This is a genomic window from Devosia sp., assembly GCF_035944845.1.
GTDB lineage: Bacteria > Pseudomonadota > Alphaproteobacteria > Rhizobiales > Devosiaceae > Devosia_A.
In genome coordinates, this window is sequence record NZ_DASZAW010000035.1 from 60,440 (window position 1) to 75,185 (window position 14,746).

Sequence of the window (14,746 nt, forward strand, 5' to 3'; positions counted from 1 at the left end):
GATGTCATCCCTGCGAAAGCAGGGACCCATTCCACCTCCCGCGCCAGCTGGCGAATTGGATCCCGGCGTTCGCCGGGATGATACAGTGGGTGGGCGGGATCGAGACCTCAACTGGGACGCCATTGTAGCTTAGCGCCTGCTCCAGGTGGTGAGCCGGCGCTTCGATCAAATATCGCTGCCCCCCTGAAACTGTAACGAGTTCGAAAAGCTTGCCGGGCACAGTGGACGTAAGTCCCTGTCTTCAACGGCCCAATGCTCAACCCTCGCCGCGCCAAGTTCCGACGCACATTATCGATGCTGGTGCTGGCCGCGTTCGTCGTGGTTTTCGCCGTGGCGGCGATCCTGCTCGGCGGCTTCCTTCTGTGGTCGGCCGGCCAGATCGACGACAACGCCGTGACCCGTCAGTCGCAGCGCGTCGTCCACGCGGTACAGGCATTGCGTGTCGCCACACCGCGCGAACAGGAAAGCGTTGCCGTCTGGGACGATGCGGTGACTGCGGCGCGCACCGGGGACAATGCCTGGCTTGCCTCCAATATCGGCGAATGGATGTTCAGCTACTTTGGGCATGACGAGAGCTATGTGCTCGGTCCCGACGATACGCCGCTCTATGCCGCAGTCGACGGCAAGACCTTGAAGCCCGAAGCATTCCGCAGCCGCCGCAGCGCGCTCGCGCCACTGCTTGAGGATCTGCGCAAACTCACTGCCGCCGGCTACCTCGACACGCCGCCCAGCGTCGCGGATTATGTGCTGCTCGACGGTCGCCCGGTCATGGCCAGCGTCACGCCGCTGATCTCGGACACCGGCAACCTGGTGCAGCCGGCCGGTCGCGAGGCTGTGCTGGTCAGCATCGTCCGCCTCGATCTCGATTTCGAGATGCGGATGATCGACCGCTACATGACCGAAGTCGGCCGCTTCACCACCGTCACCTCACCAGCGGCCGGCATCGACGCCTTCCCCGTCACCAATCGCGCCGGCCGCATCGTTGCCTTCTTCGAGTGGCTGCCTGACCGACCCGGCCAGGAGTTGCTGCAGCGCACCGCGCCTGCCCTCTTGGTCGCCTTCGTCTTTGTCTCGCTGCTGGTGTCACTGCTCATCTACCGGTTGCGGCGGGCGCTCAGGGCCCTGGAGTTCAAGCGCATCGACGCCGAGCGACAGGCCACCGAGGATGCGCTGACCGGGTTGCCCAACCGGCTGAGCTTCGATCGCCAGTTCAACGGCCGGCTCGACGCCGTAACGCTGCGCGATCCGCCCACGGCGCTGCTGATGCTCGATCTCGACCGCTTCAAGCAGGTCAACGACACGCTCGGGCACCATGCCGGCGACGAGCTGATCCGCGCCGTCGCCGACCGGCTGCGCGCGGTGCTCGGCCCAACCGACGTGCTGGCGCGGCTCGGCGGCGATGAGTTCGCCATTCTCCACAGCTGCTACGCCGGCACCATCGAAGTGGCGGCGTTGGCGCAGCGCATCGTCGATACCATCGCCAAGCCGTTCCGGGTGCAGGGCAGCGATGCCTTTGTCGGCGTTTCCATCGGCATCGTCGTCGCGACGGCGAGCCAGCGCGACAGCCACGAGCTCAGCCGCCAGGCCGATATCGCGCTCTACGAGGCGAAATCCGCCGGCCGCAACCGCGCCGCCTTCTACGAGGCGGCGATGGACGAGCAGGTGCAGAGCCGCCACGTTATCGAAGCCGAGTTGCGCGAGGCGCTGCGCAACCCGGGCCCGCTCTGGGTGGCGTTCCAGCCGCTCTGCGGCAATGGAGAGGAAATCGTCGGCGCTGAAGCCCTGCTGCGCTGGACCCATCCCAAGATCGGCACCATCCCGCCTTCGCGCTTCATCGCCATCGCTGAAAGCACCGGGCTCATCGAGCAGTTGGGCGAACTCGTCCTGCGCCGCGCCGCCGAGTTCGGGGCACGCTGGCCCGGCCGCACCATTGCGGTCAACATCTCGCCGGCCCAACTGCGCAACCCGACCTTTGCCGAACGGGTCTTCGCCCTGCTCGCGGAAACCGGCATGCGCCCGGCCGATCTCGAGATCGAGATCACCGAGGGCATTCTGCTCGATGACGAGTCGGTGGCCGCCAGCACCATCCGCCGCTTCCGCAGCGCCGGCATCCGCATCGCACTTGACGATTTCGGCACCGGCTATTCGTCGCTCAGCTACCTCAAGCGCTATCCGGTCGATCGCATCAAGATCGACCGATCCTTCGTCGCCCAGCTGTCGACGGCCAGCGCCTCGGACGCCATCGTCCAGGCCATGGTGACCCTTGCCCACGCGCTCGATATCGAAGTCACCGCTGAAGGCGTCGAAACCGAAGAGCAGTTCCGAGCCCTCATCAGCATGGGCTGCAACACCTTCCAGGGCTACCTGTTCTCGCAGCCACTGACGCTGGAAAACATCGACGCCCGCTTCGCTGAGCCGCTGCCACGGGTGGCTTAAGTCGAAGGTGCAGACTGGGACCACCGGCAGCGCCACACCGCCCCCTCGCCCCTCTGGGGAGAGGGCGGCGGATGAGGCCGAAGGCTTCATCCGCGGGGTGAGGGGCGCCAAGCGCGCCGGATCAAGGGCTCGAGCAGGCGGTAGCTGCTCACTCGGTGTGCTGGGCTACCCCTCACCCTAACCCTCTCCCCAGAGGTGAGAGGGGACGCAAGACCTGCACCGTCGAGAATGCCCCCTACCCCGCCGCCTCCAGCACCGCCGCCAGCCGCACCTCGCGCTGCCTTATCCCATTGGCCCCTTCGCCACCGGCCGCCCACAGCGCTGCCAGCCTCCCCTTGTCGAACAGCGCGTAGAGGCACGGCGTCACATAGCTGGCCCGACTGATCGCCGGCGTGTTCTGCAGGAACGCCGCAACCTGCTTGGTCACCGCCGCCATCTGGCGCTTCCGCGCAGTGGCCGATTCCCCCGGCTCGAGCTTGGCCAACGCCTCGCCGGCCAGGGCACTGCCATGCAGCGTGCGGAAGTCCTTGGCGGTCACCGGCGTACCCGCGATCTCACGCAGGTACCGGTTGAGGTCTTCAGTGCGGAGCGCCCGGGTTTCGCCGTTGCGATACATCAGTAGTCGCTTGCCTGGGATGGTCTTCACCGCTTCGATCGCCCGCGCCAACCGCGCATCGGCAAAGCTGTAGCTCGCCTTCTTGCCGCTCTTGGCCGGAAAGACGACCCGGATCTCTTCGCCCTTCACCGTCACGTCGCGGCTGTAGAGCGTGCCCGCGCCGCGCGTTCCGTGTGCATCGAGATAGCGCTCGCGCCCCACTCGCATGGCGGTGCGATCGATCAGCGCCACGCCGATGGCCAGCGCCAGCGCCTTGCTGCCCGGCTCCGCGTCGAGATCCTCACGCACCCGGCGCCGGATGCGCGGCAGTGCCGCGGTGAGCAGCGTCAACTGCTGCTGTTTCCGCCGCAACCGCCGGGCCTCCCAATCGGGGTGGTAGATATATTGCAGCCGCCCGGCCGCGTCGGTGCCGCAGGCCTGGATATGGGCGCGCGGGTTGGCGGCAATCCGCACCTCGCTCCAGGCGGGCGGAATGCCGAGGCCACGTGCCCGTTCGCGAATGTCGACATCGCGGATCAGCTCACCCGCTTCATCGATGTAGCCGAAGACACGTCCATGCCGGCGCCGCCGGATCGTCAGCTCTTCGCGGCCAACCCGCTTCAGTCGGACCACGTTCGCCTACACGCCCGTCGTGGTGTTGGGCGGCGGAGCCATCGCATAGAACACCAGATAGATCAGCCCGAAAGCCAGGATGATTCCGAGCAGCGACCAGATCAGTACCCGAAAGTTCATCAGCCGCCGGCTGCCCTGGCGGACTTCAGTCGTCGACTTCTTCGCATCAAAGGTCTGCACGGTGCTACTCGCTTGCGGATGAAGGTGAAAATCAACGCCTGCGACGTCGTGCAGTTCCGTCCCCACTTGACCATGACGCACTGAACGCAGACGTTGGGACATGCTGATCACGGCCGCGTCATGACCATTTCCCCAGAGCTCCTCACCCGCATGATCAAGGCGGGCGCCGGCGAGGTTCCGGCCGACGTGGTGATCAAGAACGTCCGCCTCCTGGACGTCATCTCGGGCTCCGTCACCCACACCGACATCGCCATCGTCGCCGACCGCATCGTCGGCACCTATGGCTATTACAACGGCAGGACGCTGATCGAAGGCGACAACCGCTTCGCGGTGCCCGGCTTCATCGATACGCACCTGCACATCGAATCCTCGCTGGTGACCCCGTTCGAGTTCGATCGCTGCGTGTTGCCGCATGGCGTGACCACGGTGATCTGCGATCCGCACGAGATCGCCAACGTGCTGGGCGCCGACGGCATCCGCTATTTCCTCGAATGCGCCGAGCGCACGGTGATGGATATCCGGGTCAACCTCAGCTCCTGCGTGCCGGCCACGCCGCACGAAACCTCGGGGGCGCGGCTCGAGATCGCCGACCTCGAAAAGTTCCGTCACCACCGCCAGGTCATCGGCCTCGCCGAGATGATGAACTACCCGGGCGTGCTCGCCGCCGATCCCGGCATCATCGCCAAGCTGGTGGCCTTCCAGGGCGGCCATATCGATGGCCACGCGCCGCTGGTCACCGACCTACAGCTCAATGGCTACCTCGCCGCCGGCATCCGCACCGACCACGAGTCGACCACCGCCGTGGAAGCGCGCGAGAAGCTCGCCAAGGGCATGGCGATCCTGATCCGCGAAGGCTCCGTCTCTAAGGATCTCGAGGCGCTGGCCGAAATCCTCGATGCCAATACCTCGGCCTATGTCGCGCTCTGCACCGACGACCGCAACCCGCTCGATACGCTCGAAGAGGGCCACCTCGATTCCTCGATCCGCCGGCTGATCGGCCGCGGCCGGCCGCTGCATCATGTCTATCGCGCCGCGTCGCATTCGGCCGCCCGCATCTTCGGGCTGAAGGACCGCGGCCTCGTCGCTCCCGGCTATCGCGCCGATATTGCGCTGCTCGATGATCTCGAGGGCTGCCGCGTCGCCGAGGTGATCACCGCCGGGCGGTTGGTGCGGCCCGAACTGTTCGAAGCCCGCCAACCGGTGCCGCCCGTCGGCCTCGCCTCGATGAAGGCAAGGCGGGTCGTCCCCTCGACCTTCATCGTGCCGCCCAACCCGCGGCAGAACGAAACCCCTGTCATCGGGGTGCGGCCGGGGCTGATCCTCACCTATCGCGAGACGGCGACCCTGGAAGTTTCCGACAAGGGCACCCTGCCCGATATCGACAACGACGTGATCAAGATCGGGGTCATCGAGCGCCACGGCATCAACGGCAATGTCGCCTTGAGCTTCACCACCGGGTTCGGGCTGAAGCGCGGCGCCATCGCCTCGTCGGTCGGCCATGACAGCCACAACATCACCGTGGTCGGCGTCGATGACGAGGATATGGCCGTGGCGGTCAACCGGCTGATCGAGCTCGGCGGCGGTTTCGCCGTCGCCGATGGCGGTCGCGTGACCGCCGAGCTGGCGCTGCCGATCGCCGGGCTGATGAGCCTTTTGAGCTTCGAGACGGTGGCCGACAAGCTCCATCACCTGCGCCAGGCCGCCTACGATCTCGGCTGCACCTTGCCCGAACCGTTCCTGCAGGTGGCGTTTCTGGCGCTGCCGGTGATCCCGCACCTGAAGATGACCGACCGGGGGCTGTTCGACGTGGACAAGTTCGACTTCGTCAGATGAGCTTTGCCAGCCGGTTTCTTGCCGATCTCTATAAGCTGCCGAAGCGCAAGTGCGGCATCATGCGCACCCGCAATATCCGGGTACCGATGCGCGACGGCATTACCCTCGCCACCGAGCACTTCGCCCCCAGGCTGCCGGGCAAGCACCCCACCATCCTGATGCGCGAGCCCTATGGGCTCTCCGGCTTCGCCACCATTGGCGAGGTCTATGCAGAGCGCGGCTTCCACGTCGTGCTGCAGGCTTGCCGCGGCACCGACAAATCGGAAGGCGAATTCGATCCGTTCGGGCACGAGCGCGACGATGGGCTTGCCACCATCGACTGGATCAAGGCGCAGCCCTGGTTCGATGGCCGGCTCGGCACCTCGGGCCCGAGCTACCTGGGCTACGCCCAATGGGCGATCTGCGACGCGCTGCCCAGGCACGCCGCCATGGCGATCAAGGTGACCAGCGCCGAGTTCCGCTCCATCGTCTTTCCCGGCGGCGGCCTGGCGGTCGGGCTGTGGCTGAGCTGGATCCAGACCGTCGAGGGCCTGCGCGGCAACCCGATGCGCACCGCGCAGCGCATGTTCACCGGTGGCATCGAGCGGACGACGCTCCGCGCCACCATGAAGCTGCCGCTGCGCGATGCCGACAAACGCGTCACCGGCCGCGAGGTGCCGTTCTGGCGCCGCTGGATGGACGAAGCGATCGGCAACGACGCCTTCTGGCAGCCGCTCGACCATACCCACCGCCTGAATGCCCGCACCCCACCGGTGAGCTTCACCTCGGGCTGGTACGATTTCATGCTCGATCAGTTGCTGCGCGACTACGCGACGCTGGTCGATGCCGGCCATACCCCGCAGCTCACCATCGGGCCCTGGTTCCATGTCAGCTCGGACCTGCAGATGGAAAGCGTCAAGCAGACGCTCGAGTGGATGAACGCCAAGCTGCTCGGCGACGCCAGCAGTCTGAGGCCGAAGCCGGTCAGGCTGCATATCGGCGGGCTCAACGAGTGGCGCGAGTTCGACAGCTACCCGCCGTTGCAGTCGGAGAACCAGATCTGGCATATCCACCCCGACAAGGTGCTGTCGCAGCGCCCGGTCCGCGCCTCGGCGCCCGATACCTATACCTACGATCCGGCGCATCCGACCCCAGCGGTCGGCGGCGCGATGTTCGCCTTCAACGGCGCCGGGCCGGTCGAAAACGCACCGCTCGAAAAGCGCGGCGATGTGCTGGTCTACACCTCGGAGCCGCTGTTCAACCCCATCACCATCCTCGGCCAGGTGCGCATCGCGCTGCATGCCCGCTCGAGCTTGCCCAATACAGACTTCTTCGTCCGGCTCTGCGACGTCGACGAGAAGGGGCTATCGATCAACGTCTGCGACGGCATCATCCGCAAGACCTCGGCCGATCCGGCGGTGCCCGACGACATCTGGAAGCTCAACTTCCGCATGCACGCCTCGGCCCACCGCTTCAACCGCAACCACCGGCTGCGCGTCATCGTCGCCAGCGGCGCCCACCCGCGTTATGCGAGGAACACCGGCACCGACGAACCGCTGGGCGAAGCCTCGCATCTGGCCTCAGCCGATATCGAAATCTTCCACGACCCGGCACACCCGAGCGCGATTCACCTGCCGGTGGTGGAGCTGGATCGGGTGTAGGTCACTGAGGCCGGCAGTCGGGCTACCCTCGCCCCTGAGGGGAGAGGGTAGTGGAGCTAGGACCGAAGGTCCGTAGCGCAACTGGGTGAGGGGTTCAGCCTCTCAACGAGCGCGTATTCCACCGCCTCACCCCTCATCCGGCGCTTCGCGCCACCTTCTCCCCTGAGGGGAGAAGGGACAGGGGAGACCACTTGCGAGAGCGAGTTGAAGCGTCAGCCCCCCGCCTTGACCCGCTCCCGCGCCGCATGGAGGATCGGCTCGGTATAACCCGACGGCTGCACCGCGCCTTCGAGCGCCAGATCCAGCGCCGCCTGGTAGGCGATCGACGTCCCAAAATTCCCCGCCATCGGCCGGTACAGCGGGTCGCCGGCATTCTGCCTATCGACCACCTCGGCCATCTTTTCGAACGAGGCCTTCACCTCTGCGTCGCTGACCAGCCCGTGCTTCAGCCAGTTGGCCACGGCCTGCGAGGAGATGCGGCAGGTGGCGCGATCCTCCATCAGCCCGACATTGTTGATATCGGGCACCTTGGAGCAGCCGACGCCCTGGTCGACCCAGCGAACCACGTAGCCCAGAATACCCTGCGCATTGTTGTCGAGCTCGCGCAGCACCGCCGCCTTGTCGAGCGTCGAGGCATTGAGCACCGGCATCGAGAACAGCTCACCCAGGCCAGGCGTCGCCTGGTTGTGGCGGCGCTTCTGCGCTTCGAACACATCGATCTGGTGGTAGTGCAGCGCGTGCAGCGTCGCCGCGGTGGGCGATGGCACCCACGCGGTGTTGGCGCCGGCGTTGGGATGCGCGGCCTTCGATGCCAGCATCGCCGCCATGTCGTCGGGCCGGGCCCACATGCCCTTGCCGATCTGCGCTTTGCCCGAGAACCCGGCGGCCAGCCCGATCAAAACGTTCCGGTCCTCATAGGAGGCAATCCACTTTTCCGCCTTCACATCGTCCTTGCGCAGCACCGGGCCTGCCAGCATCGAGGTGTGGATCTCGTCGCCGGTGCGATCGAGGAAGCCGGTATTGATGAAGAACACCCGCTTGCGTGCAGCGTGGATCGCCGCCTTGAGGTTGGCCGAGGTGCGGCGCTCCTCGTCCATGATGCCGATCTTGATGGTTTCGGGCTTCAGCCCCAGCATTTTCTCCACCGCGCCGAAAATCTCGCAGGCGAAGGCGACCTCATCCGGGCCGTGCATCTTGGGCTTCACCACATAGATGGCGCCGGTGGTCGAATTGACCTTGTCACTGAGCGCACAGAGCGCGGTGACCGCCGCATCCATCAGCCCTTCGCCGATCGGCTGTCCCTGAGGGTCGAGCACTGCCTTGGTGGTCATCAGGTGACCGACGTTGCGCACCAGCAGCAGCGCCCTGCCCTTCAGCGTGAGCGGCTGGCCGTTCACGTCCTTGTACTGCCGGTCGGCATTGAGCTTGCGGGTCAGCGGCTTGCCGCCCTTCTCGAATGTCTCGCTCAGCGTGCCGTTCATCAGCCCGAGCCAGTTGCGATAGACCCCGACCTTGTCCTCGGCATCGACCGCGGCGACCGAGTCCTCGCAATCCTGGATGGTGGTCAGCGCCGACTCGTTGATCACGTCGCTGAGCCCGGCCTTGTGCGTCGCCCCGATCGGGCTCTTGGGGTCGATGATCAGGATGACATGCAGCCCATGGTGGCGCAGCACCAGCTCGCCTCGCTCCTCAGTGCCGCCATAGCCGACGAACTGCGCGGGATCCTGGAGGCCGACGCGGCCAGCGGCAGTATCGGCCACGAACACACGCCGCTCGCCGTCCTTGATCACATGATAGCCGGTGACGTCCCGATGGCTGCCCGAAGCCAGCGGGAACGAGGCATCGAGGAACTCGGCCGCCCGCGCTACCACGGCGGCGGCACGGGCCGGGTTCAACCCCTTGCCTGGCGCCAGCTCGCCCTCGCGCGCAATCGCGTCGGTGCCATAGAGCGCATCGTAGAGGCTGCCCCAGCGGGCATTGGCGGCATTGAGCGCATAGCGCGCGTTCGACACCGGCACCACCAGCTGCGGCCCGCAGATCGAGGAAATCTCGGGGTCGAGCCCTGAAGTCTCGATGCTGAAGTCGGCGGGTTCGGCAACGAGATAGCCGATCTGTTTGAGGAAGGCCTGGTACTTCGCCGGGTCAGCTCCGACCGGGCCATTGACCTTGTGCCAATCGTCCACCTGCGTCTGCATGCGGTCGCGGATCGCGAGCAGGTCGCGGTTGCGCGGCGCGAAATCCTGCACCAGCCCGGCGAGGCCATCCCAGAACTGCTCGGCACTTACCGCGGTGCCGGGAATGGCCTCCTTCTCGACGAAATCCACCAGCAGCCGATCGACCTTGAGGCCGGATTTCTCGATGTAGTCAGCCATTCTAGTTCCTTCGTTCTCTCTGCTCCCCTCCCCCTTGAGGGGAGGGGTGGGGGGTGGGGGTCCATCGGTGATAACCGCACCACCCCCACCCTCAATCCCTCCCCTCCTAGCGGACGCGGTAGCGCCGCGGGGGGAGGGAGGCGACGACCTCGACGCCTGCGATACCCGCGAACCGGCATCACCGTTTTCTTGGCCCAGCGCAATCCCCAAATGGCGCAATCAGCGTCACCTTCGGCTCACGCCGCGAGCGCCGACTTCATCGGCTTGCCCATCACATAAGTCTCGACCACCGCCCGATCGTCGCCGCAGGTCTGCAACAGGAACAGTTCCTGCTCGAGCGAGCCGCAGGTTTCCATGCGGAGCGCCATCTGCGGCGTGGCGCTGGAATCGAGCACCACGATATCAGCATCCTTCCCCGCCTCGAGCGAGCCGATGCGGCCCTCGAGGCTCATCGCCCGGGCATTGCCCAGCGTCATGTGGAAGAACGAACGGAACGGCGTCAGCCGCTGGCCGCGCAGCTGCATCACCTTGTAGCCCTCGTCCATGGTGCGGAGCATCGAATAGGAGCTGCCGCCGCCGACATCGGTGGCGGTGGCGATGCGCACGCCGCGCTCGTGCTGTCGGTCGTAGTCGAACAGTCCCGAGCCGATGAACAGGTTGGAGGTCGGGCAGAACACCGCCACCGACTGCGTCTCGGCAAGCACCTCGGTTTCGCGGTGGCTGAGGTGAATGCAGTGGCCGAGCAGGGTCTTCGGGCCGAGCAGGTGGAACTTCTCGTAGATTCCGACATAGTCGCCGTAGTTGGGGTAGAGCTCGTTGGCATAGGCGATCTCGGCGAGGTTCTCCGACACATGGGTCTGGATGTGGAGGTCGGGGAACTCCCGCGCCAGCGCCTCGGCCATCGCCATCTGCTCATGCGTCGAGGTGATGGCGAAGCGCGGCGTGATGGCGTAGTGCGCCCTGCCCCGCCCATGCCACTTGGCGATCCCGGCCTTGGTATCGTCATAGCCCGACTGCGGCGTGTCCAGGAGTCCCGGCGGCGCATTGCGGTCCATCATCACCTTGCCGCCCACCATCAGCATGTTGCGCTTCTCTGCCTCGCCGAAAAACGCGTCGACCGATTGCGGGTGCACCGAACAATAGGCTGCCGCCGTGGTGGTGCCGTGCCGGATCAGCTCATCGAAGAAGCGCGAGGCGATCCGCGTCGCATGCGCCTCGTCGCCGAACCGCTGCTCCTCGACGAAGGTGTAGGTGTTGAGCCACTCGAGCAGCGCCGCCGCATAGGCGCCGATCACCTGCATCTGCGGGAAATGGATGTGCGGGTCGATGAACCCAGGCAGGATCAGGTTCGGGCGGTGATCGATGATCTCGGCTTCGGCGTGGTGCGACGCGGCGCGATCGTGCCACTCCCCCACCATCAGGATCTTGCCGTCGCCGATTACCACGGCGCCGTCTTCGATGTAACGGTATGAGGCGTGATCGTCGCGGCCCTGCGGCTCAGCAACGAAGCTCAGCACGCGCCCACGAAGGATGGTGACTTTCACTGCCCGTCCCCGCGGAACCACGCCACCAGCAGCGCCCGCTCGTCGTCGGTCATGTCGGTGACATTGCCCGGCGGCATGGCATGCGAATAGCCGGCCTGGATCGCCACCTGCTCGGCGTGGTTGGCGATGGCGATGTCATTGTCGAGGATGACGTTTTTGGGCGCCTCGGCGATCCCCTCCCACACTGGTTCGGCGGTGTGGCACATGCTGCAGCGGCCCTGCACCACCTCGGACGCCGCCTTGAAATGCGGCGACTGCATCAGGAGCGTTGCCTGCGGCGAAGCCACGGTCTCAGCCCCGGTCGGCAGCTTCGGCCCGCTCGACAGCCAGGCGCAGAGGAGGAAGATGATGATCACCAGCGGCCACACCCAGGTCGGGTTGCCCTTGCGGCCGTGCCGAGTGTTGAAGAAGTGTCGGATCAGCACGCCCTCGAGGAAGATCAGCGAGGCGATCAGCCAGTTCCACGGCGTGGCGAAGGCCAGCGGGTAGTGGCTCGACAGCATGAAGAAGATCACCGGCAGGGTGAGGTAGTTATTGTGCAGCGAGCGCTGCTTGGCGATCTTGCCGTACTTGGCGTCCGGCACCCGTCCGGCCTTCAAATCCGCCACCACGATCTTCTGGTTGGGAATGATGATCATCGCGACATTCGCCGCCATGATGGTCGCGGTGAACGCGCCCATATGCAGCATGGCGGCACGGCCGGTGAACACCTGGGTATAGGCCCAGCTCATCGCGGTGAGGATGGCGAACAGCACCACCATCAGCCCGCCGGTCGAGTTGCCGATCGGCGATTTGCAGAGCGTGTCGTAGAGCACCCAGCCGAGGACGATCGAACCGAGCGAGATCAGGATCGCCTGCCAGGCCGCGATATCGAGCACATGCCGGTCGACGAGGAACAGGTCGGCGCCGAAATAGTAGACGACCACCAGCAGCATGAACCCGGAAATCCAGGTGAAATAGCTCTCCCACTTGAACCAGGTCAGGTGCTCGGGAAGGAAATCCGGCGCCACCAGGTATTTCTGGATGTGGTAGAAACCGCCGCCATGCACCTGCCACTCCTCGCCATGCGCCAGCGGCGGCAGGCTCGGTGTCTTGCGCAATCCCAGGTCCAGCGCGATGAAATAGAAGCTGGAGCCGATCCAGGCGATGGCGGTGATCACATGCGTCCAGCGCACCGCGAAACTCAGCCATTCCCAGAAGATTGCGGTGTCGGTCATCGCTTCGATTGCCTCAATTCGCTACTGCCCCTCACCCGTCTCGCTTCGCTCGCCACCCTCTCCCTCCGAGGGGGCGCAACAGCGCCCCCGGGGGAGAGGGACGGTCGTGGCGAGATCCAGCCCCAACCTCCCCTCTCCCCTTGAGGGAGAGAGTGGCGCGTAGCGCCGGGTGAGGGGCAGTCTATACACAAAGGTAGAGGCGGACTCGCGCCCGCCTCCCCTTGATAGCACGCGAGCCTTACGCCTCGACGCCTTCGGCGTACCAGTCGACGGCCCAGAACTCGCCGTCATCGATCACGTCACCAGCCGCGACGCGCTCGGCGCCGGCATTGTCGTTGATCGGACCGGCGAAGGGGTGGAGCGTGCCGGCGGCGATGGCGTTCTTGACCTCTTCGGCTTTGGCGACGACCTCGGCGGGGATCTTCTCGTTATAAGGCCCGATCACCACCTCGCCGGCCGCGATGCCCGGCCAGCTTGCGCCTTCCTTCCAGGTTCCATCGAGTACCGCCTGCACGGCCTCGACATAGTGCGGGCCCCAGACGTCGATGATCGAGGTGAGGTGCGACTTGGGCGCGAAGGCGCTCATGTCGGCGCCCTGGCCGAAGCCGCCGACAATGCCGCGCTCCTCGGCCACCTGCAGGGCCGCCGGACCATCGGTGTGCTGGGTGATCACGTCGACGCCCTGGTCGATCAGCGCGCGCGCCGCATCGGCTTCCTTGGCCGGATCGAACCAGCTGTCGACATAGACTACCTTGACCTTGACCGCCGGGTTCACCTTGCGGGCCGCGATGGCATAGGCGTTGATGCCCATGCGCACTTCGGGGATCGGGAACGAGCCGATATAGGCGATGGTGTTGGTCTTGGTCATCAAACCGGCAATGGTGCCAACGACGGCGCGGCCTTCATGGAACTTGGCGTTGTAGATCGAGACGTTTGGGCCGGTGGCGTTGCCGGTGGCCCACTCGAACTTCACGTCGGGGAACTGCTTGGCCACCTTGTGTACGTAGTCGCCATAGCCGAAGCTGGTGGCGAAGATGATGTGATGGCCCTGCTGCGCCAGTTCGCGGAACACGCGCTCGCTGTCCGGACCTTCCGCGACATTGGTCACTACCGTGGTTTCGACCTTGTCGGCGCCCAGCTTGTCGAGCATGAACTTGCGGCCGGTGTCGTGGCCGAAGTTCCAGCCATTGTCGTCCGGCGTGCCGATCAGCACAAAGGCGGCCTTCACCTTGTCGACCTGCGCGAAGGCAGCGCCGCCGAGCAGCGGCAGGGCCGCGGCAGCCCCGCCGATCTTGATCAGAGTGCGTCTGTTCAGAACTGTCATTTGTCTCTCCTGCATGACATCGGTTGTTTCGAGCCGGGTCCCTGTGCCCTAGCTCGCTGGAAGGAAGGGCTTGCCGAGGCAGGCCGGTGCGCTGGAACTGCCGCCGCGCCGCATGGAAATCAGCACCAGGACCAGAATGGTTGCGAGATAGGGCAATGCCGCCCACAGCTCCGAGGGCAAGATGCGGAAGCCGCCGCCTGCCGCCTTGGCATAGACCTCGAGCGTCATAACGAGGCCGAAGAGGTAAGCGCCGCCGAGCAACCGGAACGGCCGCCACGCCGCGAACACCACCAGCGCCAGGGCGATCCAGCCGCGCCCGGTGGTGAGCCGCTCTACCCATTGCGGAGTGAGGATCAGCGGGAAGCAGCTGCCGGCAATACCCGCCATGGCGCCGCCGAACGCCACCGCGAGATAGCGCACCCCGATCACCGGATAGCCGATCGAATGGGCGCTGAGGTCGTTCTCGCCGACAGCGCGAAGGATCAGCCCGGCCCGCGTCTTCTTCAGAAACCACCAGATGACGAACACCATGATCAGCGAGAAATACACCAGCGGGGAGTAGCCGAAGAGCACCCGCCACAGCGGATCGGCCGCCAGTTCGGGCGGGAACGGCGAGCGCAGCAACGGCACAGCTTTCCCGGTGTAGGGCTGGCCGAACAGCGCCGAAAACCCGGTGCCCAGAATGGTGAGCGCCAGGCCGGTCGCCACCTGGTTGGCGCTGAGTGACAGCGTCAGGAAACCGAAGATCAGCGCCGCGGCGGCTGAGGCGAGCGCCGCGCAGAGGATGGCGAGCCAGTGGTTCCCGGTGACCAGCACCACCGCCACGGTAACAACGGCGCCGATCAGCATCATGCCTTCGACGCCGAGGTTGAGGACACCGGACTTTTCCACCACCAGCTCGCCCAAAGCAGCAAGCAGGATCGGTGTCGACGCGCCGACCAGCGTGATGATGATGGCAATGGCCAGATCCAG

General features: G+C 65.7%; 10 protein-coding genes. 3 read left to right on the plus strand and 7 right to left on the minus strand.

What is annotated here, in order from left to right:
- Window positions 1–252 precede the first annotated feature (252 nt).
- Window positions 253–2,436: a putative bifunctional diguanylate cyclase/phosphodiesterase gene (locus tag VGV07_RS05795; protein ID WP_326867738.1), complete on the plus strand. Its 2,184-nt coding sequence runs from the start codon at window positions 253–255 to the stop codon at window positions 2,434–2,436.
- Between the two features lie 235 nt (window positions 2,437–2,671).
- Here VGV07_RS05795 and VGV07_RS05800 read toward each other — a convergent pair whose 3' ends face one another.
- Both VGV07_RS05800 and VGV07_RS05805 read right to left on the minus strand, forming a co-directional pair.
- Window positions 2,672–3,664 (minus strand): DNA topoisomerase IB, encoded by a 993-nt coding sequence (locus VGV07_RS05800; protein ID WP_326867739.1) that lies wholly within the window; start codon window positions 3,662–3,664, stop codon window positions 2,672–2,674.
- A 6-nt stretch (window positions 3,665–3,670) separates the two neighbouring features.
- Window positions 3,671–3,844, minus strand: coding sequence for a hypothetical protein (locus tag VGV07_RS05805; RefSeq protein ID WP_326867740.1), 174 nt, complete (start codon window positions 3,842–3,844; stop codon window positions 3,671–3,673).
- Between the two features lie 120 nt (window positions 3,845–3,964).
- Here VGV07_RS05805 and ade point away from each other — a divergent pair, with 120 nt between their 5' ends.
- On the plus strand, window positions 3,965–5,677 hold the full coding sequence (gene ade, locus VGV07_RS05810) for an adenine deaminase (RefSeq protein ID WP_326867741.1): 1,713 nt from the start codon (window positions 3,965–3,967) through the stop codon (window positions 5,675–5,677).
- A complete protein-coding gene (locus tag VGV07_RS05815; RefSeq protein WP_326867742.1) occupies window positions 5,674–7,317 on the plus strand; it encodes a CocE/NonD family hydrolase in 1,644 nt (547 codons plus the stop codon). Before ade ends, VGV07_RS05815 begins: the two co-directional genes overlap by 4 nt.
- A 212-nt stretch (window positions 7,318–7,529) precedes the next feature.
- On the opposite strand, the gene VGV07_RS05820 is transcribed toward VGV07_RS05815, so the two are convergent.
- The 5 genes from VGV07_RS05820 to VGV07_RS05840 form a co-directional block, all read right to left on the minus strand.
- The gene (locus tag VGV07_RS05820) at window positions 7,530–9,689 is read right to left on the minus strand and encodes a malate synthase G (RefSeq protein ID WP_326867743.1); all 2,160 of its coding nucleotides are present in this window, start codon (window positions 9,687–9,689) and stop codon (window positions 7,530–7,532) included.
- A 236-nt stretch (window positions 9,690–9,925) separates the two neighbouring features.
- Entirely contained in the window at window positions 9,926–11,233 is a 1,308-nt protein-coding gene (gene guaD / locus VGV07_RS05825; protein ID WP_326867744.1) for a guanine deaminase, read from the minus strand.
- The gene (locus tag VGV07_RS05830) at window positions 11,230–12,450 is read right to left on the minus strand and encodes a urate hydroxylase PuuD (RefSeq protein WP_326867745.1); all 1,221 of its coding nucleotides are present in this window, start codon (window positions 12,448–12,450) and stop codon (window positions 11,230–11,232) included. Before VGV07_RS05830 ends, guaD begins: the two co-directional genes overlap by 4 nt.
- A 238-nt stretch (window positions 12,451–12,688) precedes the next feature.
- Window positions 12,689–13,774 carry a BMP family ABC transporter substrate-binding protein gene (locus VGV07_RS05835; RefSeq protein WP_326867746.1) on the minus strand — a complete coding sequence of 362 codons (1,086 nt, stop codon included), beginning with the start codon at window positions 13,772–13,774 and terminating at the stop codon, window positions 12,689–12,691.
- A 48-nt stretch (window positions 13,775–13,822) separates the two neighbouring features.
- Window positions 13,823–14,746 carry an ABC transporter permease gene (locus VGV07_RS05840; protein ID WP_326867794.1) on the minus strand — a complete coding sequence of 308 codons (924 nt, stop codon included), beginning with the start codon at window positions 14,744–14,746 and terminating at the stop codon, window positions 13,823–13,825.